19 protein-coding genes are annotated in these 25503 nt (G+C 42.3%); 8 read left to right on the plus strand and 11 right to left on the minus strand.

The annotated features are described in order from the left end of the window. Positions 1–19: 19 nt before the first annotated feature. Positions 20–2023 carry a bifunctional tRNA (5-methylaminomethyl-2-thiouridine)(34)-methyltransferase MnmC2/FAD-dependent 5-carboxymethylaminomethyl-2-thiouridine(34) oxidoreductase MnmC1 gene (mnmC, locus tag OQE68_RS22520; RefSeq protein WP_180567479.1) on the minus strand — a complete coding sequence of 668 codons (2004 nt, stop codon included), beginning with the start codon at positions 2021–2023 and terminating at the stop codon, positions 20–22. A gap of 171 nt (positions 2024–2194) precedes the next feature. Here mnmC and OQE68_RS22525 point away from each other — a divergent pair, with 171 nt between their 5' ends. After that, positions 2195–5503: an EAL domain-containing protein gene (locus OQE68_RS22525; protein WP_180567478.1), complete on the plus strand. Its 3309-nt coding sequence runs from the start codon at positions 2195–2197 to the stop codon at positions 5501–5503. Positions 5504–5697: 194 nt separating this feature from the next. Here the strand turns inward: OQE68_RS22525 and deoD are convergent, their stop codons facing one another. The 8 genes from deoD to OQE68_RS22565 all read right to left on the minus strand — a co-directional run bounded on the left by deoD (position 5698) and on the right by OQE68_RS22565 (position 13665). Continuing rightward, a complete protein-coding gene (gene deoD, locus OQE68_RS22530) occupies positions 5698–6411 on the minus strand; it encodes a purine-nucleoside phosphorylase (protein WP_180567477.1) in 714 nt (237 codons plus the stop codon). 47 nt (positions 6412–6458) lie between these two features. Next, entirely contained in the window at positions 6459–7676 is a 1218-nt protein-coding gene (locus OQE68_RS22535) for a phosphopentomutase (RefSeq protein ID WP_180567476.1), read from the minus strand. After that, on the minus strand, positions 7673–9019 hold the full coding sequence (gene deoA / locus OQE68_RS22540; protein ID WP_180567475.1) for a thymidine phosphorylase: 1347 nt from the start codon (positions 9017–9019) through the stop codon (positions 7673–7675). The genes OQE68_RS22535 and deoA overlap by 4 nt, the downstream gene beginning before the upstream one ends. A 103-nt stretch (positions 9020–9122) precedes the next feature. Beyond that, positions 9123–9899 (minus strand): deoxyribose-phosphate aldolase, encoded by a 777-nt coding sequence (gene deoC, locus OQE68_RS22545; protein ID WP_180567474.1) that lies wholly within the window; start codon positions 9897–9899, stop codon positions 9123–9125. 466 nt (positions 9900–10365) lie between these two features. Beyond that, the gene (locus OQE68_RS22550; RefSeq protein ID WP_180567473.1) at positions 10366–11598 is read right to left on the minus strand and encodes a NupC/NupG family nucleoside CNT transporter; all 1233 of its coding nucleotides are present in this window, start codon (positions 11596–11598) and stop codon (positions 10366–10368) included. A gap of 197 nt (positions 11599–11795) precedes the next feature. Continuing rightward, a complete protein-coding gene (gene cdd / locus OQE68_RS22555; protein WP_180567472.1) occupies positions 11796–12215 on the minus strand; it encodes a cytidine deaminase in 420 nt (139 codons plus the stop codon). Between the two features lie 131 nt (positions 12216–12346). Then, entirely contained in the window at positions 12347–13039 is a 693-nt protein-coding gene (locus OQE68_RS22560) for a PspA/IM30 family protein (RefSeq protein WP_180567471.1), read from the minus strand. Further along, positions 13036–13665 carry a YjfI family protein gene (locus OQE68_RS22565; RefSeq protein WP_180567470.1) on the minus strand — a complete coding sequence of 210 codons (630 nt, stop codon included), beginning with the start codon at positions 13663–13665 and terminating at the stop codon, positions 13036–13038. Before OQE68_RS22565 ends, OQE68_RS22560 begins: the two co-directional genes overlap by 4 nt. A gap of 394 nt (positions 13666–14059) precedes the next feature. On the opposite strand from OQE68_RS22565, the gene OQE68_RS22570 reads away from it, so the two are divergent. From OQE68_RS22570 to OQE68_RS22580, 3 genes are all read left to right on the plus strand, one after another. After that, the gene (locus OQE68_RS22570; protein ID WP_180567469.1) at positions 14060–14605 is read left to right on the plus strand and encodes an RNA 2'-phosphotransferase; all 546 of its coding nucleotides are present in this window, start codon (positions 14060–14062) and stop codon (positions 14603–14605) included. Positions 14606–14689: 84 nt separating this feature from the next. Then, positions 14690–15466 (plus strand): TerC family protein, encoded by a 777-nt coding sequence (locus tag OQE68_RS22575; protein WP_180567468.1) that lies wholly within the window; start codon positions 14690–14692, stop codon positions 15464–15466. 240 nt (positions 15467–15706) lie between these two features. Then, positions 15707–16735, plus strand: coding sequence for a quinone-dependent dihydroorotate dehydrogenase (locus OQE68_RS22580; protein WP_180567467.1), 1029 nt, complete (start codon positions 15707–15709; stop codon positions 16733–16735). A 133-nt stretch (positions 16736–16868) separates the two neighbouring features. Here the strand turns inward: OQE68_RS22580 and rmf are convergent, their stop codons facing one another. After that, entirely contained in the window at positions 16869–17078 is a 210-nt protein-coding gene (gene rmf, locus OQE68_RS22585) for a ribosome modulation factor (RefSeq protein ID WP_180567466.1), read from the minus strand. A gap of 665 nt (positions 17079–17743) precedes the next feature. Between rmf and rlmKL the strand changes: the two genes are divergently transcribed. The 3 genes from rlmKL to OQE68_RS22600 all read left to right on the plus strand — a co-directional run bounded on the left by rlmKL (position 17744) and on the right by OQE68_RS22600 (position 22082). After that, on the plus strand, positions 17744–19933 hold the full coding sequence (gene rlmKL, locus OQE68_RS22590; protein WP_180567465.1) for a bifunctional 23S rRNA (guanine(2069)-N(7))-methyltransferase RlmK/23S rRNA (guanine(2445)-N(2))-methyltransferase RlmL: 2190 nt from the start codon (positions 17744–17746) through the stop codon (positions 19931–19933). Between the two features lie 332 nt (positions 19934–20265). Next, on the plus strand, positions 20266–21327 hold the full coding sequence (gene ribA / locus OQE68_RS22595; protein WP_180567464.1) for a GTP cyclohydrolase II: 1062 nt from the start codon (positions 20266–20268) through the stop codon (positions 21325–21327). Between the two features lie 44 nt (positions 21328–21371). After that, complete coding sequence (locus tag OQE68_RS22600; RefSeq protein WP_180567463.1) at positions 21372–22082, plus strand: methyltransferase; 711 nt, start codon at positions 21372–21374, stop codon at positions 22080–22082. 104 nt (positions 22083–22186) lie between these two features. Here OQE68_RS22600 and OQE68_RS22605 read toward each other — a convergent pair whose 3' ends face one another. After that, positions 22187–22945 carry a type 2 periplasmic-binding domain-containing protein gene (locus OQE68_RS22605; protein WP_180567462.1) on the minus strand — a complete coding sequence of 253 codons (759 nt, stop codon included), beginning with the start codon at positions 22943–22945 and terminating at the stop codon, positions 22187–22189. Between the two features lie 240 nt (positions 22946–23185). Here OQE68_RS22605 and OQE68_RS22610 point away from each other — a divergent pair, with 240 nt between their 5' ends. Next, positions 23186–25498, plus strand: a complete 2313-nt coding sequence (locus OQE68_RS22610) for a response regulator (RefSeq protein ID WP_180567461.1) — start codon at positions 23186–23188, stop codon at positions 25496–25498. The last annotated feature ends 5 nt before the right edge of the window (positions 25499–25503 follow it).

Genomic DNA, 25503 nt, shown 5'->3' on the forward strand with positions numbered 1-25503 from the left:
AGCCGTATTCTTTTTGGTTTTAACGCTTACGTTTAATTAAGTCCTTCACCAAAAAGCGACTAGGGTGAAGAGCGGCGAGTAACTCATGGCTCACAGGCATAGGCTCACCTGTTACATAACAGGCAAGAATTTCCCCTGCAAGTGGCGCAGAAATCAACCCCCTTGAGCCATGCCCAGTAGTAACAAATAAGCCTGGCTGGTAAGGAGCTGGTTGAGTAAAGGGTTGTCGAGCATTCTTCCGCAAATCACCGTATGTTTCAATAAAGGCTTGCTCTGTAACAAGTGGACCAATGACAGGTAAAAAGTCAGGTGTTGTACAACGAAAGCCAACTCTTCCCGTGGTAAACCCGGTTGGCTGTTGCTGTTGGCAAGCAGTATAGCAATTAGGGGCTAACTGTTGTAAACGGTTTAAGTTCAGTAAATGGTCTTCAGCGGTTAGTGCAACAGTTGTTGTATGGTGGTTGAAGGTAGCACCTACTAAATGCTGACCAGCAAAAGCTGGTGCTAAGTAACCATCACCACAAATGACGGTATTCAGCTGCTGGCTGATTTCATTAACAGGGAAGTAGCTGGTTTGGCCTCGAATGGCTGCTAGCTTTAAATAGCGACTGGCTTTCAGTTGATTGCTTAGTGTGCCTCCAGCAATGACCACTACAGGTGCTTGCCATTGACGCTGTTGGTGGTCAGTTAAATACCACTGCTGCGCATCTGCTTGCCATTGAATATCAATAATTTCCGCCTGTGGTATAAAGCAAATGCCAGGTTGCTGCAAGAGGCTGGTGGATAATTGCTTGGGTGATACCCAGCCTGCTTCGGGAAAAAATAGCCCTGGGTATTTTATTTCTGTACCTGCTAGCTGACTAAGCATGGCAGCAGTGGCAGCTTGTACCATGCTCTCAGGGTATAAACCGCTGTTAATAATAGCCTGCTGACGCTCGGCTTCTTTATCATTAAATGCCAGCTGAATCACCCCGCAAGCAGACCAAAAAGGCTGTTGGGGTAATTGCTGTTGGATATTGTTCAACCACTGCAAACTAAAGCGATAGCCTTGGTTAACTAATTGGTTTAATGGCGTTAGGTGAGCAGATAGCTTGGCATAAAGCACACCTTGAGGGTTGCCTGAAGCGGCTTCAGCTGGAGCTGTTTGCTGATCTAACACCGTGACCTTAAAGCCTCTCAGGCGCAAGGCTTCTGCTGTGGAGGCTCCTGCTAAACCTGCACCGACTACTAGGGCTTGCTTGGCTTGAGCAGCCTGAAGTGGTTGGGGGCGATCAAACCATGGGGTTTTAGTGGTTGTTCCAGAAGAGATGGTATTTTCTTTAATACCGCACAGCATATCCCGCTTGCTACCAAATCCTTTGACTTTACTGACCGTAAAACCAGCCGCTTGTAAACCACGGCGAACGATCCCAGCAGCAGTGAAAGTACTGAAGGTAGATCCTACAGTGCTTTTATTAGCCATCGCTTGAAATAAGCTTGGCTGCCATAGTGCAGGATTTTTGGCGGGGGCAAAACCATCTAGAAACCAGGCATTAACAGAACCATCCAACTGTGGAAGACTCTCATTGGCATCCCCAATCAATAAGGTAAGTAAGACTTTGCCGTTAGCAAATTGGAAGCGATAAATGCCAGGTCCCAATATCTGATACTGTGTTAGCAATTCATTAGCAAAGGGCGCTAATTCAGGCCATAAAGCCAATGCCTGCAATAAGTCTTGCCTGGTTAATGGATATTGCTCACAGGAAATATAATGCAGCTGTGCTGTTGTTGGCGCATGTTGCTGCCAAAGCTGCCAGGCACAGAGAAAATTCAAACTGGTACCAAAGCCTGTTTCAGCAATAGTAAAAAAATTGTCTCGAAGATTTTGCCAGCGTTCTGCTAACTGGTTGTGGGCAAGAAATACATAGCGTGTTTCTGCTAGGCCATTGGTTTTTGAAAAATAAACATCGTCGAATGTGGTGGCGATAGGGAGCCCCTGTGAATCCCAGGAAAGCTCTGCATGAGGTGGTTGTTGAGATGACAAGCGTTAACCCTACTAAATATCAATACCGAGTTGTGACGGCATTGTAGCGAGTTACCTGTTAACTTTCGAGGGATATAAGTAGTGAGTACAACCAGCATAATGGCATTTGCTGGGCTAAAGTTATGAAAAAGCATTTTTAAAAAGTAGCTGTTTTCATCCAAGGGGGTTGGCGTGCTTGAAGAGCTGCCGAGCTTTGTGGTCAACCTGATCGTTATTCATGGGTTAGTTTGCCTTTGTCATAGACTTCGGCAAAAATTTACCCTGGCATTATTGTATGGGGCATTGGTTATTTTCAGTGTCTTGGCCTGGCGTTATGGCTATGCCGATTTTCGTATAGTCAAAGAGCCACTGTCACTCATGCTGGTAGATATTACTGTTTACAGTGGCATGATCTTTGGGGTTATTCTCCTTTATCTTTATGAAGGGCCTTTTGCGGCAAGAGTGGCTATTGGTTTAATTATTGTTAGTAGCCTGGTACCGCTTATTAATCTAGGGCTTGCCTCACTTAATACCAGTTTGGTGGCTGATGGTTCACCTCTGCATGTACGCTCTATGGTATTACCCTCCTTGGTCAGTGCCGCTATTTCCATGTTAATGCTGGTATCGATGGCAATTTTATGGGAAATCCTGGTGTGGTTTATGCCTGGTATTTCAGCGGCTCTGCGGCTGGGAATTACCATGCTGTTGATTTTGCTGGTTGATTCTGTCTTGCGTCATAACCTAGCAGAGCTCAGTTATTTAGCGGGACAAGATTTATTGGCTTATGCTTGGCTGGCCAGTGGCATAGCAACTTCAATGGCATGTGTATGGATGGCGATTGGCTTACGAGTTGAGCCTTTGCCAGATTTATCTGAATGGCGAAAACCCATTTTTTCAATATTTCGTAATTTAAAAGAGCTTCAGCAAGAATTATTGGAAACACAGCGAACATTGGAATTGCTACAAAACCCTGAAAAAGCTGTTGAAGCAGGCGACGATGAATTACTGAAATCCGGTCTGACTGAGTGGCGAGGACATGATTTATTGGATAATCCCACGATCCAGGTTTTTTCATTGGATATGGATTTTAAATATACCTTTTTCAATGAAACACACTTTGAGTTAATGAAGCGTTATGCAAATACCGACATTAAATTGGGCATGGATTTTTTACCCGTTGCCGTGGAGTTTTCCAGTGAAGATGAAGGCATTCGCTTTTTAAATCAAATTATTCGCGGTGAAACTGTCCAGGTTGAGCGTCGTTATGAGGCTCCTGATCGAGAAGCAGAAGTCTATGACTTTCGTTATACCCCTGTATTGAGTAGTGATGGTTTTATCAGTGGCGTCATTGCATTTGCTGTCAATATTACTGAACAACATCGTGCCATTAACAAATTAGTACGTTCTGAGCAACGTTGGCAGTTAGCTTTAGAAGGGAGCCAGGATGGCATTTGGGATTGGGAAATCCAAGATTGCATGCTGTTTTACTCGCCTCGCTGGTATGAAATGCTTGGCTATAGCCAGGAAAACATGATTTTAAATGGAGAGGAATGGTTAAGCTTAATTCATCCTGAGGATCGCGAAAGAACGATCAAAGAATGTCAGGCGCATACCTGCGAAGGCAGTGAGTTTTATTTAAGTGAGCATCGTAAAAAACACCGTGATGGTCATTATATTTGGGTGCTGGAACGGGGCAAAGCCCAGTTTGATCGAGAAAGTAAACCAATCAGATTGCTTGGCACATTAACTGATATTACCCGGCGTAAAGAAGCAGAAGAGCGCTTAAAACGCAGTGAGGAACAGTTGCGTTATGCGTTTGAAGTGGCAGATGAAGGCATTTGGGATTATGACCTGGTAACCCAAAGTATTTTTTATAGCCCGCAGTATATTGCCATGCTGGGTTATGCAAGCACTGAATTTGAAGATGATCCCCAGGCCTGGCTGCAATATGTTCATCCTGATGATTTACCAAAGGCCAAAGCCTTTATCAGTGATCATATTTGTCGCTATGGTGAATATGAAGACCAGTTTCGAATGTATCGCAGTAACGGCGAATTAATTCATGTGTTGTCCCGCGGTAAAGTGGTGGATATTGATGTGGAAGGGAATCCCCGTCGAGTCATTGGTATTCATAAAGATATATCTGAGCGGGTAAGACGGATGGAGCAAATTGAAAATCTGGCGTTTTATGATTCGCTTACCAATTTGCCAAACCGTCGTTTACTGATGGAACGAGCTAGGCAAAGCTTAGCCATGGCCAAACGCCAGAAAAAAAGTATGGGGGTGATGGTGATTGATTTGGATAAGTTTAAACAAATTAATGACACTTTGGGTCATGACGTGGGCGATGCGGTATTAATAGAAATTGGTCAGCGAGTGAAATCCAGTTTACGCGAAGTAGACACCTTGTGTCGTCAAGGTGGAGATGAGTTTTCGATCATTTTGCCTGAGTGCAATTCATTGACGGCTTTGCAATTAGCAAATCGAATTAGGGAAGCCTTAAATGAACCATGTCAAATTAATGATCACCCAATTGAATTAGGTGCCAGTATTGGTATCGCCTGCTATCCGGAAGATGGTGATAACTTAGGCGAGCTGTTTAAAAATGCCGATATTGCGATGTATCAGGCCAAACATAAGGGATTACATGTATCGCTGTTTAAGGAAGAGCAGGCAGAGGTTATGCAGCGGCGAGTAAGGCTAGAAAAAGACTTACAAAAAGCCATTGGTTCGCCACAAATGTACCTGACCTTTCAGCCCAGAACCAATTTAATTACTGGGCAATATACCAGTGTTGAAGTATTAACACGCTGGACACACCCTGAATTTGGCGAGGTCATGCCGTTGGAGTTTATTCCTATTGCAGAAAATTCAGGATTAATTCATAGCCTGGGACGTTGGATTGTAACAGAGGCTTGTCGGCAGTCTCAGGAATGGAAGGCGGCAGGGCTCTCAGTAAAAATAGCGGTGAATGTTTCAGCTACCGAGCTACAAAATAATCAGTTACACAAATTTATCCAACAAGTGTTGTCAGAGTATGGGCTGGCTGGCAGTGACCTGGAAATTGAATTAACTGAATCCGCTGTAATGAAAAATGTCGAAAAAAACAGTGTATTACTCCATGCCTTTAAAGATCTTGGAGTAGGTGTTGCCATTGATGATTTCGGTACAGGTTATTCGTCCTTAAGTTATTTAAACCGGCTACCTATTAATTGCGTTAAAATTGACAAGCAGTTTATTCATCAAATTTCTACGACAGGGGGGCATGAGGCGGATCAGGCCGGCATTGTCAGGGCCATTATTCATTTGGCCAAAAGCATGGGGATCAGAACTGTTGCTGAAGGTGTGGAAACTATCGAGCAACAACAGTATCTACAACAGTTGTTGTGTGATGAAGCCCAGGGGTATTTATTTTGTGAGCCAGTCAGCCCCGATGAAATCGTCAGGCAGTTTACTCAAAATCGGTCAAATAATGGTGAGGAAGTGAAGTTTTCTATATAGGGCGCCTCTAATAACAGTTCAAAACCCCATCAGCTTGCAGAGAGGCCATAAGCAATTATTAGAGGTGTTCTATAAAGAGGCTTTTAATTAAGGTATCCTAAATAAAAAGCCACCAGAGATTATCGCAAAAGCTAATGTATATGGAGTAACAGAGTGTTCTGTAGGAAGCATTTCCTGTTATTCCATATTAAACGCTATTTGTCTAGTAAAACAGAATCTAATGCCAACTCAATCATTTGCTTAAAGCTGGTCTGACGTGCTTCTGCACTGAGTTTTTCGTTGCGGGTAATATGGTCACTAACAGTGAAAATAGCCAGTGCTTGCGCACCATATTCAGCGGCCACTCCGTATAAACCAGCCGCTTCCATTTCAACAGCCAATACCTGGTATTTTGCCATTAATTCAAATAGTTGCTGGTCAGGGGTATAAAACAAGTCGGATGAAAACACGTTACCCACTCGCACTGGTAATTGTTTTTGCTTAGCGGCAGTAACGGCATTGGCTAATAATTGATAATCCGCAATAGCGGCAAAATCATAATCATTAAAACGAATCCGGTTAACTTTGGAGTCTGTGCTGGCGCCCATGCCGATAATAATGTCTTGCAATTTGATGCTGTCATCAACGGCTCCACAGCTACCCACCCGAATAATTTTTTTAACGTCATAATCAGTAATTAATTCTTTGGCATAAATGGATATGGAAGGAATTCCCATGCCGGAGCCCATGACTGAAATACGGCGATCCTTATAAGTACCGGTGTAACCAAACATATTACGGACTTCAGTGACACACTGAGCATCCGTTAAGAAATTTTCAGCGATAAATTTAGCTCTTAGCGGGTCGCCTGGCATTAATACAGTTTCGGCAAAATCACCTGGGGCTGCACTGATGTGAGGAGTAGCCATTATGTTTTTTCTCCGTTTTGTTCGTTCTAAAAACAAAAATGAATGCGTTAAGATAAAAATGAAGTGCCGTATTCCATCGGCGTTAACTTAAAGTAGCTTGCTAGACTTTGGCCGATGTCTGCAAAAGTTTCCCGTTGGCCCAGGTCTTGAGCGGGAACGGACTGACCATAAACTAACACAGGAATATGTTCCCGAGTATGGTCTGAGCCGGGCCAGCTGGGGTCGCAGCCATGATCGGCGGTCATGATGACAATATCATCAGGCTGCATTTTATTGAGTAGTTCAGGCAAGCGTTGATCAAAATGTTCTAAGGCACAGGCATAACCATTAATGTCACGGCGATGGCCATAGGATGAATCAAAATCGACAAAATTGGTAAAAATAATACTGTTGTCGCCAGTGTTGTCCATTGCTGTCAGGGTTGCATCAAATAATTCGTCCAAACCGGTGGCTTTGACTTTTTGAGTAATGCCCTGGTGTGCATAAATATCGGCAATTTTACCGATACTGATGACTTCACCACCTGCAGTAGCCAGTTTATCCAGTACGGTTGGGGCGGGAGGAGATACCGCATAGTCACGACGGTTGCCTGTACGTGCATATTTATCTGGATGATCACCAACGAAGGGGCGAGCAATGACCCGACCAATGTTGTACTCATTACAAAGCTCACGAGCAATTTCACACAGCTCATACAGCCGTTCTAAACCAAAGCTGTCTTCATGACAGGCAATTTGGAACACGCTATCAGCTGAGGTATAAACAATGGGTTTGCCACTGTTGATATGCTCTTCACCTAACTGTTGAATAATTGTGGTGCCAGAGGCATGGCAATTACCTAATACGCCAGGTAATTTGCCTCGCTCAATCAGCTGTTCCAGTAATTCGGGAGGAAAGCTCTGTTCCTGCTCAGAAAAATAGCCCCAATCAAAAAGCACGGGTACGCCAGCTATTTCCCAATGGCCGCTTGGCGTGTCTTTGCCACTACTGAGCTCTTTGGCAAACCCATAGGCGCCAATAAGGTCAACTTGGGTATCCACACCCATGGGAAAGCTACCAGTACTGCCTCTTGCGGCATGCATTAAACCTAGTTTGGTCAGGTTCGGTAAGTTCAGTGGGCCGCTGCGCCCATTATTAGCATTACCTTTTGCACAAGCTTCAGCTATATGACCAAGGGTATCAGCACCCGTGTCACCAAAAGTGTGTGCATCGGCGGTGGCACCAATACCAAAGGAATCCAGTACTAAAATTAAAGCTCGTTTCATAGGGGCTTCTCTTGGCAGCTTACTAAATCAATGCGCTCATAGACACACGATGTTGTTTCTGGTGCTGCAGCCGATAAGGTTACATTGGCTAAAATATACTCTGCGGCTGCTCGCCAGTCAGTTTCGTTGCGGGCATGAATTGTCATTAATGACTGGCCTTTGTCAACCCTTGTGCCTAACGTCACAATATCAGATAAGCCTACTTGATAGTCGATTTTATCTGACGCACGTTGTCTGCCACCGCCTAACTGCACAACGGCAATACCTAACTCTCGGGTGTTCATAGTGGATACGACGCCAGCTTGTGGTGCTAGTAGTGGCTTACTGATAGAAGCTAGGGGCAAGAGACGTTCTGGCTTTTCCAGTAAATCAGCAGGGCCACCCAGGGCGCTGACCATCTTGGCAAAAATCTCGGCAGCCTTACCGCTGTCTAAGGCGATGTTGAGCTTATCACGGGCTTCGGAGATTGAGCCTGCCAGATTGGCCAGCAGCAACAGCTCAGCACACAACTCAATGGTTACCTGATGTAATCGAGGGTTGCGATAGCGCCCGGTTAAATAATCAACTGTTTCTCGAACTTCCACGGCATTACCGGCAGTACTGGCAAGTACTTGGTTCATATCGGTTAACAGTGCGCTGGTAGCAACACCAGCACCATTAGCGACTTGGACAATACTTTGAGCCAGTTCTTTGGATTTTTCGTAACTGGGCATAAAGGCACCGTTGCCGACTTTGACATCCATCACCAATGCATCCAACCCAGCTGCAAGCTTTTTAGCGAGGATGGAGCAGGTGATCATTGCTACGGATTCAACGGTAGCGGTGACATCGCGGATACCATAAACCCGCTTATCTGCAGGTGCTAGGTTGGCAGTCTGGCCAATGATGGCAACGCCGACGTCTTTGACGACTTTTCTAAACTGGGTGTTATCTGGGTTGGTGTTATAGCCAGGAATGCTGTCGAGTTTATCCAGTGTGCCGCCAGTATGACCTAAGCCACGGCCTGAAATCATCGGTACATAGCCACCACAGGCAGCAATCATTGGTCCTAGCATGAGGCTGACGACATCCCCTACGCCTCCAGTAGAGTGTTTATCTACGATAGGGCCAGGTAACTGTAAATCACTCCAGTCGAGTACATCCCCCGAGTGCTGCATGGCTTGTGTGAAAGCAACTCGTTCAGCCATAGTAAAATCATTAAAATAAACAGCCATGGCTAATGCCGCAATTTGTCCTTCGCTGACTTTGCCAGAGGTAATCCCCTCAACAAAAAATTGTATTTGCTCTTTACTTAACGAGTGGCCATCGCGCTTTTGGCGAATAATTTCTTGAGGTAAATACATCTTACGCGCCCCTATTGGTTTTATACCCTTCATGAATGACAGAGGCATTCTGAAGGGTATTTAAAGTTGATTTTTAATGGCGTATTTTTGTTGTTGATAGTGTTTAGTAACCGCTACCTGTTACTTGGTTTTCTGGTTGGTGGCCTAAGGTGGTGAGTAAGCTTGCTAATAAACTGCTGGCACCAAAGCGAAAGTGTTGTGTAGAAACCCAGTCATCACCTAACAGATTGTGGGCTAGCGATAAGTATTCTGCTGCTTGCTCAGCGTTACGCACGCCTCCTGCTGCTTTAAAACCGCACTGGCTGCCGGTAGCTTTGATGGCTTTTAGCATGATTTCTGTCGCTTCTAGAGTGGCATTAACAGGTACTTTGCCGGTGGAAGTTTTAATAAAATCAGCTCCTGCCTGAATACTGATCAGACTGGCTTTTTCGATTAAGTCTGGGTCTTTTAACTCACCACTTTCGATAATCACTTTGAGCTTAACCTTGTCACCACAAGCTTGTTTACAAGCAGCAACCAGTTCCGCGCCAATCGTTTCATTTCCAGCCATTAGTGCTCGATAGGGAAATACCACATCCACTTCATCGGCACCGTAGGCAACAGCAGCACGAGTTTCTGCTTCCGCAATAGCGACATCGTTTCCACCCGCTGGAAAATTAGTGACAGTGGCAACCAGGATATTTTCACAGTTCAGGCTTTTTAACGTTTTTTTGGCAATAGGGATAAATCGAGGGTAAACACAAACCGCGGCTGTATTTCCTGCAGGGCTATGGGCCTGGTGACAAAGCTGAATAATTTTCGCTTCAGTATCATCGTCATTGAGGGAGGTCAGGTCCATTAAGTTAAGCGCTTGTTGTGCAGCTTGTGCTAATTGAGTCATACTTTTCTCTTATTGCTTTATATGATGAAGCTTAGGCTGAATAGGGTTACTACTCTATGTGAATCTAAAAAAGTTGTCCAATCGGTCTGGTTTTTTCTTATGCCTTTTCCTGGGTGTAAAATCAAGTGAAATTGGAAAATATTGTGGGAAAACTTGATAAAAAACAAAGGGGCTACTGAAAGGTTATTTTTGAATAGGTTTTTGCAAAAGTTGGAGAATATAGAGTGACAGGGTGTAAAGTAGGTTTGGTGTTTGATAGGGAATAACAGTGCATTCTTCCGCCATTCTTGAAAGGCCATCTCTGGCCCATCAAGAGTTAAACCCGTCAAGCGCTAAAAAGGTGCAGAACACCCTGTTTCCCCTATATCGACTAACTTTTTCGACACCCTTTTATAAAGTGGAGTAACAATACTGTTACTCCATATTTATTCTGCAGTGTCCTTGAGTATGAGAATACTTTGGCGAGCTATAAGGTAGCCAAGGTTAAAAAGATTCCGGCAATAGTAGCGCTCATTAAGTTGGAAAGGGTTCCTGCAATCACTGCTTTAATCCCCATTCTAGCAATATCATGACGGCGAGAAGGCGCTAAGCTACCAAGCCCCCCTAACAGGATGGCAATAGAAGACAGGTTGGCAAAGCCACAAAGAGCGAAGGTAGCGATTGCTTGAGAAGTGGGTGATAAGCTGTCTTTAATATTGGCAAAATCCATGTAGGCAACAAACTCGTTTAAAATCAGCTTTTGCCCAATTAATGAGCCTACCTGATGCGCTTCACTCCAAGGTACGCCTAAAACAAAGGCAATGGGTGAAAAGAACCATCCCAATAAACCTTGGAAAGTTAACCCTTGAACACCAAAATATTCACCAATTCCACCTAGCCAAAAGTTTAACAAGGCGATTAACCCAACAAAGGCAATTAGCATAGCGCCCACATTAACTGCCAGGCGTAAACCATTGGAAGCACCTACAGCAGCTGCATCAATGACATTGGCGGGTTTATCTGCATCATCTAATACTTCATCAAAATTCTGATGGGGCTCTTCCGTTTCAGGCATAATTATTTTTGCCATTAATAGCCCACCTGGTGCTGCCATAAAACTGGCTGCAATCAAGAACTTCATATCAGCCCCTAGACCGGCATAACCCGCAAGTACGGTACCAGCAACAGAGGCTAACCCACCAACCATAATGGCAAATAGCTCTGATTGAGTCATGGTAGGGATAAAGGGTTTTACCACCAGCGGGGCTTCGGTTTGCCCAACAAAAATATTGGCAGTTGCAGATAAAGATTCTGGACGGCTGGTACCCAATAATTTTTGGATGCCGCCACCAATAAAACGAATGACCAACTGCATGATGCCTAAATAATAAAGCACGGCAATTAGTGAAGAGAAAAAGATAATGACGGTTAATACATTAATTGCAAAGACAAAGCCCACTTTAAATTTGGCTAGATCGCCAAATAAAAATTCAGTGCCTACTTTACTTTGAGTGATGACAGCATTGACGCCACTGGCCATGGCATTTAAGACATCCTGGCCAATAGATGTATATAAAACAAAAGCGCCTATTAGTAATTGAAGTGCAAATGCTCCCCCTATGGTGCGAACGTTAATGGCTTTTCGGTTACTTGATAGTGCTAAGGCAATCCCCAGTAGGACGAGCATCCCCCCGAGGCTAATTATTATTTGTAGGATCATGGGTCTACCTCAACCAGCGTTAAAGCGGCCAATTATTACAAATTCATTGCCTATCGCAAACGCTTTTTGTCCCATTGGTTAAGTTTTGAGCCGTTTTTTTAAAAGTGTTGCGATTCCGCTGGTTATTGAAACGTGTTTATATTTTAAGAATTTTTATTTTATTAACTAAACGTTATGTGTAGTGCTGACTACTTGCTTTATAGTCCATCAAAACTAAAGCCGGCTGGCAATAGTGATTGGACAGTCCACTGTTGTAGCTGATTTTCATCATCACATGCAGCATAAATAGGTGCATCTGCCGCTAAAAATTCAGCGATGACCTGGCGGCAAGCACCACAAGGAGAATAAAGCTTATTACCAGGCATATAGATGAGCATGGCTTGCATGGCTTGCTTGTTAATCCCTTGTGCAGTAGCTGAATAAATAGCGGTTCTTTCGGCGCAGTTAGTGAGGCCATAGGAAATATTTTCCACATTACAGCCAGGAATCATGTGTCCATCAGCTGTTAACAAGGCTGCTCCCACAGGAAATTGACTGTAACAGCAGTAGGCATTGGCTGCGGCTTGTTTGGCTACTGATTTCATCTGCGCAAGCACTTCAGCAGATAAGGAGGTCATGGTTGCTTCCTCATTTTTCAAACGGGAGCTAATGCTGAACAACAACCCGCAAGAAAGCAAGCATTAAAAGAGTGGGAAGGAAATTAATGAAGAAAATAGCTAGCCCCTAGAGAGTGGGGCTAGTGAAAAGATTAGCCTTGTTTTTTGGCTTTTAAACGGGCCAGAATATCGTTAGCACTGGATGCGCCAGGTTTAATTCCAGCGGCTTTCATTTTTGACTCTAAGTTGGTATCGCTATGCTCTTCTGACATTTCTTGCGCGGCTTCCATTTGGGCAGCACGTTCTGCTTGTTTTTTCTTGATTCTGTCGAGTGAATCAGTTGCAGTTTGCATTTTTGAATTGGCCCCACTATAGCGGGCTGCAACGGCTGCTTGGGCTTTTTGCACGCTATCGGTTGCCTTTACTGTATCGACTTGCTGTTTAAGGCGCCTCAAATTGCTTTCAGCATGGGTAACGGCTTTTCGTAAGTTTTCGACGCTTTGGCTAAAGCCGCTTTTTAATTCTTCTTCGGTTGCCAGCTGTGACTCATAATCTGCAATTTTTTCTGCAATTTCTACTGCTAATGTTTCATTGCCTTTTTCTAAAGCCTGGCTGGCATAGGTTTCATATTCACTGATTTTAGTTTTTAGTTGGCTGCATTTATCGTTGGCGAGTTTTTCTTTGGCCATAATATTCGCTAGAGCGGTTTTCGAGCGGTTAAGCTCTTCACCAGCGTCACGAATTTCCTGGTCAAGGATGCGCAAGGCTTGATTATCAACAATCACTTCGCCAATTTCTGTTGCACCACCACGAACGGCTGTCATTAGTTTACTCCAGATGCTCATGCGCTTGCTCCTTCCGGTTTAACCAAAAAACGTTCATAGGCTTCAGATGCTTTGATAACATTGTCCGCCAGGGTCTCTATTTCAAATACAATACTAGGGATGATTGACGAAGCACTTAATGCACCAAATAAACAGTAGTAATCTTTACCATCTGGCCAGCGGTCCAGGCTAATACTCGATAGAGGTAGTAGCTTGTGGGTGCGTAGTACTTCTTCATTAAAGGCAGTGATGTCATTGATTTCTTCTGTTGACCAGAGAATCACTTCAGCCAGAATTTGTTCACCAGACACGCTGAGGAAGATGGGAATATCAGCGTACTCATGCATAACAATGTGCAAACACTGGTCGGTACCTTCAATTATTTCTAAAGTGGCTGCATCTGATTTAAATAGCTCAACATTGTTGAGCTCTTCATACAGCGACTGGGTGTTCCATAATGTTTCTTCAGCCATTGTGATCCTCTCTATATCGCTCGGTTGCGTGTCTGGTAGGCGTAAAACTTTCTCTACTTGTCGCAGAGTAGAAGCATGTTCAGGCAATATCCAGACATCTTTTTTGATCAGGCCCTGTGCCCGCAAGCGCTCTCTAAACATGCGTTGATAGTGGGCGCCAGACTTGCGAGTCATGCTTTTCTCCTAAGTGTTATACATGTTGTTTGTTACATGTAATGATCTAGAGTTTACCTGTAAGGTTGGAGGAAGTCTATGTTGTATCACATGTAATTACTTTGACAGGTGATCTTTTAATATGTTTCACATGTAATAGTTCATTTTCACCATTCTTGCAACTACTATTGAGGATGTCGCAAACGCTGAGAAAAATGGAGTGATATAAAAGGGCTGGAGCTGTTGCTTGAGGCAGCCGACTTTTTTGGAGTCACAACAACGAGCCTCAGGCAAACATTAGCAGCCCCTAGTATAATTAAGGTGTAGTGTTTCAGTAGGGATTGGTTTTTCCTGCGTTAGCACAATTAAGTTGTTGTATTTGATGTACAGAGAAAGTCCAAAGTAAGTAGTTAATATGTCAAAGTCTGATATTCATTGCAGTAAGTGGTTAAGTTATGTGCTCAGGCATCGGCCAGATGAAGTGGGGATAAGCATAGATCCACATGGCTGGGTTGATGTAAGTGGGTTATTAGAGGCTGCCCAGCAGAAAAAAATTCCTCTAGATAAAGAAAAGCTTTTATTCATTGTTAAGACCAATGATAAGCAACGCTTTAGCCTAAGTGAGTGTGGAAAGAAAATTCGTGCTAATCGTGGCCATTCAATACCTGTTGAATTGTCATTGCCTGCACTTACACCTCCTGATGTACTGTATCATGGTACAGCGACCCGATTTCTTAAGGCCATTCGTCGTGAAGGGGTTAAGTCGATGAGGCGCCAGCATGTGCATTTATCCGAGGATACTGCATCTGCTCATGAGGTGGGTACCCGTCATGGGGTGCCTCGTATTTTGGCTGTTGACGCAAAAAGCATGGCAGCAGCAGGTTATAAGTTTTATCAAGCGATTGATAGTATTTGGCTAACAGACCAGGTTCCCGCTAAATATATTCATTGGGATATTTAACAACGGCGTGGAAGTTAGCAGTAACAAGCCGCCTTGTGTAGTATGGAACAATATTTTTAACTAACGAGACTAATTGGAACGATTATGGAGTGGATTGCTCAGCCAGAAGCCTGGGTAGCACTGGCTACCTTAACTGCACTTGAGATTGTGCTTGGTATAGACAACATTATATTTATTTCAATTCTGGTTGGGCGTTTGCCTGAAGAGCAACGACAAAAAGCTCGTATTATTGGGTTAGGCCTGGCCATGTTTATGCGAATTGGTCTGCTTTTGTCGCTGTCTTGGGTAATGGGGTTAACAGACAATTTGTTTAGCGCCTTCGGTCAGGATATTTCTGGGCGAGACCTTATCTTGCTCGGTGGTGGATTATTCTTAATTGGTAAAAGTACCTTGGAAATTCATAATTCCTTGGAAGGTGAAGGGGAGCATGGTCAGCATAAGGCAGCTGCTAGCTTCGCGGCAATCCTGGTGCAAATTGCCATTATTGATATGGTTTTTTCTCTAGACTCAGTGATTACTGCGGTAGGATTGGCCAAGCATGTACCAGTGATGGTGCTGGCAATTATTATTTCGGTTTTAGTGATGATGCTGGCTGCAAAAGCAATCAGTGATTATGTTGATAAAAACCCCACTATAAAAATGCTGGCACTAAGCTTTCTTGTGCTAATTGGCACGGCGCTGGTTGGCGAAGGCTTGGATATGCACATTCCTAAGGGTTACATTTATTTTGCCATGGCCTTTTCTGTGATAGTGGAGCTACTCAACCTAAAAGCCCGTGGAAAATCCAAAGACCCGGTTCATTTACATCGTACCTTAATTGAAAAAGAGCAGGCCGCTGATCAGCAAGTGAAGGGTAGTTAATAATCGACGAAAAAGCAGAGTTTATATTTAATAAATAAGCATTTTGAGTCGATTTTTAACGCAGTATTTGCAAGCACAGTAGTTTTGCGACAACCTCGAAGGAGGTGTGGTGCTAGCTAACTTGCCAAGGTTATAATGCAGCACCGCCTCTTCCTCTTATAGATATCACTAAACAAGTGGTATCTATAAGTAGGGGGCAGCGCTCGCCGTTAATCAGCATTTTTTTATTTAAGGGGTATTATGTATCAGCTTGTGCGTCAACTGCTGTTTAAGTTTTCCGCCGAGACTTCCCATGAATTAGGGTTGGATATGATTGGTGCTGGTGAACGGTTGGGGTTAACTCAGCGTTTTATTAAACCCATCCCAGAGCAACCTGTTGAAGTGATGGGGCTTCGTTTTCCTAACCCTGTTGGGCTGGCAGCTGGGCTGGATAAGAATGCTGATTACCTAGCAGGGCTGGGTGCTTTAGGTTTTGGATTTATTGAGGTGGGTACTGTTACTCCTCGGCCTCAGCCTGGTAATCCGAAGCCACGCTTATTCCGATTACCAGAAGCGGAAGCTATTATTAATCGAATGGGGTTTAACAATAAAGGCGTAGATCACCTGGTTGAGCAAGTAAAGTGCAGCCGTTATCAAGGAATTCTAGGGATTAATATTGGCAAAAACTTAGATACTCCCGTAGAAAAGGCAGTAGATGATTATTTGATTTGTTTGAATAAAGTCTACCCCTATGCAGATTATGTGACGGTTAATATTTCGTCACCTAATACACCTGGCTTGAGAAGCTTGCAATACGGTGATGCATTGGCGGCATTATTAGCCCGTTTAAAAGAGGCCCAGGCAAAGTTAGCTAGCCAATATCAAAAGCAAGTACCCCTGGCGGTAAAGATTGCGCCTGATATGACTGCCGAAGAAATCAGCCAAGTGGCGGAGGTATTCTTAGCTCATCAGATTGATGGGGTCATAGCAACCAATACCACCATTGATAAAAATCAGGTCAGCCATTTACCCCATGGCAATGAACAGGGGGGCTTAAGTGGAAAGCCACTGGTTGAGCAGTCTACTGAGGTTATTAAGCAGCTTGCCCAAGTACTTAAGAGGCAAATTCCCATTATTGGTGTGGGTGGGATTCATGATGCTGCCAGTGCTGCGGCTAAAATTGAGGCGGGGGCCGCATTGGTGCAAATCTACAGCGGTTTTATTTATCAGGGTCCACAACTAATTCGTGATGCAGCGGAAGGCGTGAGGTCAGCAAAGAGTAGTAGCTAAAATAAAGGCCTTTTTCTCTGCTTGTAGGTAGCTTGGTTGCTGGTATTTTGGTTTGAGTAGTTTCTTTTAGGCTATTCGAAAATTACCAGAAATAAAATGGCCCGCCTAAGCGGGCCAGTGTGAATCATGAAAGTCAGTAATGTTTAGAGTATATTTTATGAACACCGGAAACGCCGGTGTAACCGTCCCACTGATCTGACCACCCCTCTCGCCAGCCATTTAACCACGACTGCTTTACTTCATCTTGACCGTGGGGGCAGACATCCTGTGAACGGCCTGAAATTCCAACTTGATAACCCTTTTGAAATGCTCTTTCAGCTTTGCTTCTTTTGTGTCTTCTCATAGTGTGAATAGCCTCACTGGTTATACACTGGACTCTTTCCAGAAACTTCTCTTGAGGTTTTGGTTTTGCCTAAGTTGCACTTGTAACAACTGAACTGTGCCACAAGTAAGTAATGCCCTGCAAAGGACAATGTTTACACCCGCTTCACCCTGAAAGTGTTTAGAGGTAATTATGTATACCCCCTCAATTCACTCTTAATTTGGTGAGGCGTTATGATATGAATAGCGCATTGCGTAACTTGTGTTAAGAATTGATTAAGAATAGACATATTCGTTTTTATACAACACTCCTCTATCCCTTGGTCCTTGTCGCTTATAGCTGTGGTAGTTGATTATCGCAGCAGCTTCTTAGTTGCCGGAATGCTACTCTCATAATCTATGTTTAAGTATGGACCAGTACAAGTGAAAAAAGTGCCGAATGGTAAGTTATGAGTATTCTTTATAATGTATTGGCTTTATTGTTGAGTAACTGTTGTGTTAACAAGGGATACTATTTCCTGTTCCCGACAGCAGTTCCAGAACACCCTGTCACTCCATATCGGAAACTATATTTACTGATCACGCCCTTTCGCGACACCCTTATGGGGCGGCATAGACTATAATACTGGACTACCCCGTTAAGTACGTTAGAATGCGCTGCTCTTGAAGCGAATGAGCAATGCGGTAATGATCAGCCCCACCCAATTTCAATTGACTGCCACCTGCCCAAAAGGGCTAGAACAGCTATTAGCTGAAGAGCTTAGTCAGCTAGGTGCCAGTGATATCAAGCAAACAGTCGCAGCAGTGAATTTTACTGGCACTATGGAGACAGCTTATCGAGCCTGCTTGTGGTCACGGTTAGCAAACCGAGTGCTGCTCAAACTCGCTGAGTTGCCAGTAAAATCGAAAGAAGAGCTATACCAGCAACTACAAACCATTGACTGGGCTGATCATATTGATGTTGATAGTGATTTCTTGATTGACTTTACTGGCGCCTCAGAGGCTATCCGCAATACTCGCTTTGGTGCACTGACAGTAAAAGATGCGATTGTTGACCAGTTTAGAAACAAGTTTGGTAGGCGCCCTAATGTTGCTAAAGAGCAACCTGGGGTGCGGGTATCGGTCCGATTAAAGTATGACCAGGTAACAGTCGCCATTGATTTGGCTGGTATTAGCTTGCATGAGCGAGGCTATCGGCGTGAAGCAGGGATGGCACCATTAAAAGAAAACCTGGCTGCTGCGATGTTAGTTCGCGCTGGCTGGCCAAGTTTGAAAGCTCAATCAGGCAGTTTGGTCGATCCCATGTGTGGAGCTGGCACTCTGTTGATTGAAGCGGGATTAATGGCTGCCGATATCGCTCCCGGCTTGTTAAGAAACTATTTTGGTTTTCAGGGTTGGTTGGGACATATTCCTGCCATATGGAATAAGTTGGTGGCTGAAGCTAAGCAACGTCGTGAGCAGGGAATGAGTCAACAGTTTCCGGTTATTTGTGGTTTTGAACCAGGTTATAAAGTGCTTACTAAAGCGCAGGCAAATATTGAAAGGGCAGGCTTAGCTGGCGTTGTTAAGATAAAACAGGTGGATTTGGCACAGCTAACTCCTAGTGCTATTGAACACATGCCCACTGGTTTAATGATAACAAACCCACCCTATGGTGAGCGGCTCGGCAATGAAGCCAGCCTGGTTTATCTCTATCAACATTTAGGCGAAAAAATGCGGCAGTGCTTTTCTGGTTGGCAGGCAGCTTTTTTAACCAGTAGCGCAGACCTAGCCAGAAGAACCCAGTTACGCTCCCATAAACATTATAAATTGTATAATGGAGCATTAGAGTGTGCTCTTTATTTGTTTGCCATTCCTGAGGAAAATTTTGCAACGGATGCTTCCATAAAACGCGCATCCGTTGATAAATCTGTTCAACAGGCAACAACACATATTCGGCTATCGAAAGGGGCTGAAATGTTTGCCAATCGGCTTAGAAAAAATCTAAAACAATTAAAAAAATGGCGCAATCAACATAATATCCATTGCTATCGCTTATATGATGCAGATATGCCAGAGTATGCGGTTGCAATTGATTGTTATAATGAATGGGTGCATGTTCAGGAATATGCACCACCTAAGTCAATTGACCCAGAAAAAGCAGCTGCGCGTTTAAACGATATTATCAGTGCATTACCTGTGGTATTGGACGTTCCAGAAAAGCAAGTCATTGTCAAACGACGAGAACAGCAGCAAGGTAAAAAGCAATACCAAAAGCGCGACAGTCGTGGTGAGTTTATGCAGGTTGAAGAACATGGCTGCCAGCTGCTGGTTAATTTGCAGGATTACCTGGATACAGGTTTATTTTTAGATCACCGGCCAATTAGGCATATCATTCAACAACAAGCGAAAGGTAAACGGTTTCTGAACCTGTTTTGTTATACCGCATCAGCCTCTGTCCATGCGGCAAAAGGCGGTGCGGTAAAAACAACCAGTGTTGACTTATCAAAAAACTATTTAAATTGGGCTGATAAAAACTTTAGATTAAATGGCTTTTCTCAGCAGCGTCATCAACTAGTAGAAGCTGATAGTTTGGCTTGGTTAAAAGAACAAACTCAGCGCTATGACTTGATTTTTATTGATCCCCCTACTTTTTCTAATTCTAAAAAACTAAATCAAGACTTTGATGTGCAGCGAGATCATGGTGAGCTGATTATGCAGGCAATGAGGTTGTTGACCAGAGAGGGGGTGTTGTACTTCTCCAATAATTTCCGTAAATTTAAAATAGATGAAAGCTTATTGGACAAGTTTAAGGTGAAAGAAATTACCCCAATAACTATCGATCCAGATTTTCAGCGTAATGCAAAAATTCATCGGTGCTGGGAAATTAGGTATTAGGATAAGTATATAAAGACTATATGGACTTACATGGCTATGTTCTCTGTTGCAAAAAACTTAATATTAAAACTGAGCCTACAGAGTATTAAAAGCATGGTGTGGTTGCCAAGGATGGTGGAATGTAATTCATACAAAGTGTAGTAGCTGTTACCTGCAAGCCATTTCAAGCTGACTAGGTAAATTACAACCATTAAAAAACATTACACAATAGCAACATTTTTATTAAACGATTATTATTTGTAGGCATAATTTGGTAGTGCTCATTTTATAAATACTTTGTAAGTAGGTTGCTAAACTACAAGTAAGGGACCGTATATAAAGTGAGATTTGCTATGGCTGATGCTATTCAGTTTTATGAACCTAAAGAGCGTTATGGATTTTTGTCTAATTTTTCATTGCATTCTATTGTCATCGATGGGGTTACTTGGCCTACTGTAGAACATTATTACCAATCCAGTAAGTTTTTAGCTGCAGATATTATTGCCCGAATACATCATGCAGCAACGCCTGAGCAAGCCTTTAAAGTTAGTCGTCAATACAGTAAACAAGTACGACCAGATTGGAATAATATAAAAGAAACTGTGATGATGCGAGGTTTGCGCTGTAAGTTTCATCAGCATCACCCACTGGCGCATTGGTTAGTAGCAACTGAAACACAGCCTATTGTTGAGCATAGTTTTTCTGATGCCTACTGGGGAGATGGGGGCGATGGCCATGGCAAAAATCGATTAGGGCAGTTGTTAATGGCGCTCCGTGATGAGTTGAAAAACAAACATCCTTATAAACTAATTCGCTATGTAGATGCTGCACAGTTGCCTACGCAGTTTGGGGTGTTTACTATGCATGGGTTTATTCAGTCCGATAATAATGTTGAGCACTTGGCGCTTACCTATGGAAAACTGGATGTAACTAAACCAGCATTAATCCGATTACATTCAGAATGCTTGACCGGTGATGCTTTATACAGCTTACGCTGCGATTGCGGTTTTCAATTGCAGAAATCGCTGGAAACCATAGTCTCTCATGGGAGTGGTGCATTATTATATCTACGACAAGAGGGGAGAGGAATAGGGTTACTTAATAAAATACGTGCCTATCATCTTCAAGATAAAGGCGCTGATACTGTAGAAGCGAATGAGCGATTAGGTTTTGCTGCGGATATGAGAGAGTATCACTTTTGTGAAGGAATGTTGCATTATCTAGAAATAGATAAAGTAAAGTTAATGACCAATAATCCAAGAAAAGTACAAGCATTGTGTATTGCAGGGATTAACGTAGTAGAGCGTGTGCCTTTGCAGGAAGGACATAATATACATAATGAAAACTATTTAGAAACTAAGTCTCGTAAATTACGACATATGTTTTCTAAAGAAGATGATTTTAGCTTGTCTTAGTTTTTTAATGTAATGTCGAAAAAAGAGTATGTTAAGGAGAAAATATGCAGCAAGTATGGTCGGAAGATCCTATAAAAAATGCTTATCTTAAAGGTGTTATTACATTATTGGAACGAAGTCAAAATGAAAATAAAAAACAATATGAAATCGAAATATTAGGTAATAAATTTGACGTGCTGCCCAACGTATTTCCTCCTTCATATTTTCGCGACACAGCATTTTTTGTGCAAAATATACCTGAAGTATCTGGTAAATGTATATTGGAGGTTGGTTGTGGCACCGGAGTAACTGCAATAATGTTTGTATTGAAAGGTGCTGAGAGTGTTGTTGCTGTGGATATTAATAAAGATGCAGTAAAAAATACTATCTTAAATATTAATAGGTATCAGCTGAGTGATCGAGTAAGTTGCTTTTATTCTGATGTGTTTTCTGAAATAAATGACAATGAAAAATTTGATGTTATTTATTGGAATATTCCTTTTGGTAAAGTGAATGCTAATCTGTCAACTCTTCAAAGATCAGTGTTTGATATGGGGTATGCAGCAGTAGAACGTTTTTTTATCGAGGGGGCTAAATATTTGAGGTCAGGTGGCTATTTACTTTATGGGTTTTCTCCAGTGATAGGTGATGAGGATGCCTTAGTGAAAATCACCAAAAATGCAGGGCTAAAAACAACCATAATTGCAAAAGCTTATGAGGAGCTAAAAGAGTATTCTATCGAATTTCATTTATGTAAAGCGGTGCCCTGTGTATGATTTATGAGTTTGTAATGTATATTGAAACAAGTACTGTTTTTTATAATGCATAATAATAGTGGTACTTGTTTCTTTCTTTTATTATGCGTTGTTTTATGATTTTCTCATTTGTTGTATTTGCTAACTATATCAGACAACTTACCATTATTTTTAATGATATTTAGCCTGTCATTGATAAAGCGTTGAATATTTTCGTCAATTTGGTTTGAGTATGCCAGGTGAATGTCATAATTGTTAGCTATACTGCTGACATCGACCATTTGGTAATTATCTGCATTTCGCTTAGTTTTGCGTAAGTTATATAAAACTCTGACTTTAAGCTCAATAAAGCCAGTAAACTTGGTCATGACAGGTCGATCTAGTATTTTAAAGGCGGAACTGTGATCCTTTACTCTAATCTCTTTTATTTTACCTTGCTTAATCAGCTCTTCTAGTCCAGGGTAGTCAAAACCATCCATTAAAATAACTGTTTTTCCAAATAAGTCGGATGTTTTTGTATAGCTAAATCCTGGGTTTTTAATAAGCATAATATTTTTTACACTATAAATAGGTACTGCAGATAGGTTTTCATTTTGAATGCCAGGCCATGCGGGAGAACCAAAGGTTACCCAGTTTTTATACTTCTTTTCCTCCATGATTGAAATCATTCGTTTAAATGGAAATGTATGGGTAGTAAGTTGATAGTCGCTATTCTTGAAAACTTCTTTTACAATATCTGTAACGATGCCTGAATGCTGCTTACCATCGTTTTCTATTTGGAAGGGCTGTGCCTGATTTTTGATAACAACATAGTTAACGTCTCCGGCCCAGGTTTGGTTAACATAATGTAATATTACAGTAAAAAGCAGTAGCTTTATCTTCATGTGATCCTTCTCTGGAAATGTTCATCCTTTAAAAATAAAGATAGCATAGCCACTACCAATACTATAAATCGAGTAGTGTATATATACATGAAATTAACTATAGCTCAACATGACTTATTGATTCGGATACAGCTACACTATTATATGAAATATGAAGTCTCAGTGATAACACCAATATATTGAACGGCTTGTAAATCAGCAAAAGCTAAGGAACTCCCTTTATCAATGGAAGCAGGGAATTTGAAATTTAAACAGGGTCTGGGTCGTCAGCTGATCTTTTGGATATTGCTGGCGAGCTCTTTATTAACACTATTTATTACACATTTAACGCTTTATATTGATTATCGAAATGATGTTTCTGCCATCAACGAAAGAGTCGTGCAAATAGAAAAAAGCTTGCTGCCTGCGATTACAGCCAGCTTATGGGTGGAGGATATTGCCCAGGCTACAGTACAGGCAGAAGGGATTAAACGACTGCCAGATGTTAAATATGTTGCGGTGATACAAGGTGATAGCTCAAAAATCGAACTAGGTCACTCAACAACCCGTTATTCCATGACCAAGCAATGGCCATTACTTTATCAATATGAAGGTGAAACCTTATCGCTTGGGGAATTAAAGGTAGTTGTCAGTTTAGAAGCAGTTTATCAGCGTTTGTTTGATAAGGCACTGTTTGTGCTATCAAGTCAGGCCATAAAAACGTTTATCGTATCAGCTTTGATTTTATTGATCGTTTATTTGTTGGTTGGTAGGCATTTGCGTCATATGGCTGACATGATGGCAAAGGCTGACTTAACGAGCTTGGGTGGAGAGGTGCTCAAGCTACAGCGTTATAAAGCGAAAGATGATGAATTGGCCTACCTGGTTAACTCCTTTAACAAGATGAATAGTAGTCTGCACCTGTCTTATCAAGAAACACTACAAGCAAAAAATGAGGCTGAATTAGCCAATCGCCGCAAGAGCGAGTTTGTTGCCAATATGAGTCATGAAATTAGAACGCCAATGAATGGCATCATTGGTATGACCTCGTTGTTACAAGGCACTCAACTAGATGTGGAGCAAAAAGATTATGTTAAAACGATTTATTCTTCATCTCATGCCTTGTTAAATATTATTAATGATATTTTGGACTTCTCTAAAATAGAAGCAGGTAAACTAGATATTGAACATATTGAATTTAGTTTAACTGATTTAATGGAAGATATTATTGATTTATTACATAGCAAAGCACTAGAAAAAGGGTTGGAGTTATTTAGTTATATTGATGACAATGTGCCTAAGCGATTAATCAGCGATCCGGGGCGTGTTCGTCAGGTAGTCACAAATTTGATAAATAATGCAATTAAGTTTACCCGGTATGGTAACGTGATATTAGATATTCGTAAAACCAGGGAGAGTGAGGGGAAAGCTTGGATTGCAATTTCAGTGCAAGACACTGGGGTGGGTATTAGTAAAGAAAAGCAAACGCTGATATTTGAGAAATTTTGTCAGGCCGATAACTCAACCACGCGTTTATATGGTGGTACTGGTTTAGGATTATCAATATCGAGTAATTTAGTCAAACTGATGGGGGGAGAGTTAAAGGTTGAAAGTGAGTTGAATAAAGGTAGCTGCTTTTATTTTGAAATACCTTTTGGTGTTCAAGCTTACAGTCAAATGCCAGTATTGATGGCATCAGAAAAGTCATTACGGGGTGTTCGAGTGATGGTAGTGGATGACCATGACTTTAATTTAAAAGTGTCAGAACAACAACTTAACAGTTGGGGTATGAGAGTCTTTTGTATCAATCAGTCAGTTGATGTTTTACCTACATTAAAAGCGGCCTTGGCAGATAATGACCCATTTGAACTAGTGATTGTTGATAAAATATTACCTTTTATGAATGGGTATGATATTGCCCGCTCCATTCGAGAAACGCCTGAACTTAGTCAAATCAAATTAATGATGACTACGGCGGAGCCTGCTCATCATGATATGGAATTTTGTAAAAAAGTGGGTATTAACGCTTTTATTACTCGGCCATGTCGTAAACAAAACTTGCAGAGTCTATTGCAAGCAGCGTTGGCAACTAAGGATAATAATGAAGTATTAACCAAATATTCAATTCGTGAGAATCATAAGTCTGAATCTCAGGCATTATCGAGCAATATTCAATTGCATGTGTTATTGGTAGAGGATAATCCGGTTAATCAGAAAGTGGCTAAAACCATGTTAACTAAATTAGGTTGTCAGGCGGTTTTAGTTGAAAATGGTAAGGCCGCAGTGGAAGCCTGGCAGCATGGTAAGTTTGATGTTATTTTAATGGACTGCCAAATGCCGGTGATGGATGGTTTTGAGGCGACTGAGATTATACGTCAATTAGAGACTGACTTGGACGTTGATAAACCAACACCGATTATCGCTCTCACGGCTAATGCGGTAAATGATGAACAACAAAAGTGCTTGGCGGCAGGCATGGATGAATTTATTAGCAAGCCAGTGACTATTAAACAGTTAATGGCTGTGCTACAAAAATACAAAGCAAAAACTACGCAGCTTACTGAACTCAACTAGCAGTT

Origin of the sequence: Spartinivicinus marinus (assembly GCF_026309355.1) — a bacterium.
In the GTDB taxonomy this organism is placed as follows: Bacteria; Pseudomonadota; Gammaproteobacteria; order Pseudomonadales; family Zooshikellaceae; genus Spartinivicinus; species Spartinivicinus marinus.

Excerpts from the sequence above, each read along its gene's own strand:
- deoD (WP_180567477.1), bottom strand. The coding sequence starts at position 6,411 with ATGGCTACTCCTCACATCAGTGCAGCCCCAGGTGATTTTGCCGAAACT.
- OQE68_RS22535 (WP_180567476.1), bottom strand. The coding sequence starts at position 7,676 with ATGAAACGAGCTTTAATTTTAGTACTGGATTCCTTTGGTATTGGTGCC.
- deoA (WP_180567475.1), bottom strand. The coding sequence starts at position 9,019 with ATGTATTTACCTCAAGAAATTATTCGCCAAAAGCGCGATGGCCACTCG.
- deoC (WP_180567474.1), bottom strand. The coding sequence starts at position 9,899 with ATGACTCAATTAGCACAAGCTGCACAACAAGCGCTTAACTTAATGGAC.
- OQE68_RS22550 (WP_180567473.1), bottom strand. The coding sequence starts at position 11,598 with ATGATCCTACAAATAATAATTAGCCTCGGGGGGATGCTCGTCCTACTG.
- cdd (WP_180567472.1), bottom strand. The coding sequence starts at position 12,215 with ATGACCTCCTTATCTGCTGAAGTGCTTGCGCAGATGAAATCAGTAGCC.
- OQE68_RS22560 (WP_180567471.1), bottom strand. The coding sequence starts at position 13,039 with ATGAGCATCTGGAGTAAACTAATGACAGCCGTTCGTGGTGGTGCAACA.
- OQE68_RS22565 (WP_180567470.1), bottom strand. The coding sequence starts at position 13,665 with ATGACTCGCAAGTCTGGCGCCCACTATCAACGCATGTTTAGAGAGCGC.
- OQE68_RS22570 (WP_180567469.1), top strand. The coding sequence starts at position 14,060 with ATGTCAAAGTCTGATATTCATTGCAGTAAGTGGTTAAGTTATGTGCTC.
- OQE68_RS22575 (WP_180567468.1), top strand. The coding sequence starts at position 14,690 with ATGGAGTGGATTGCTCAGCCAGAAGCCTGGGTAGCACTGGCTACCTTA.
- OQE68_RS22580 (WP_180567467.1), top strand. The coding sequence starts at position 15,707 with ATGTATCAGCTTGTGCGTCAACTGCTGTTTAAGTTTTCCGCCGAGACT.
- rmf (WP_180567466.1), bottom strand. The coding sequence starts at position 17,078 with ATGAGAAGACACAAAAGAAGCAAAGCTGAAAGAGCATTTCAAAAGGGT.
- rlmKL (WP_180567465.1), top strand. The coding sequence starts at position 17,744 with ATGATCAGCCCCACCCAATTTCAATTGACTGCCACCTGCCCAAAAGGG.
- ribA (WP_180567464.1), top strand. The coding sequence starts at position 20,266 with ATGGCTGATGCTATTCAGTTTTATGAACCTAAAGAGCGTTATGGATTT.
- OQE68_RS22600 (WP_180567463.1), top strand. The coding sequence starts at position 21,372 with ATGCAGCAAGTATGGTCGGAAGATCCTATAAAAAATGCTTATCTTAAA.
- OQE68_RS22605 (WP_180567462.1), bottom strand. The coding sequence starts at position 22,945 with ATGAAGATAAAGCTACTGCTTTTTACTGTAATATTACATTATGTTAAC.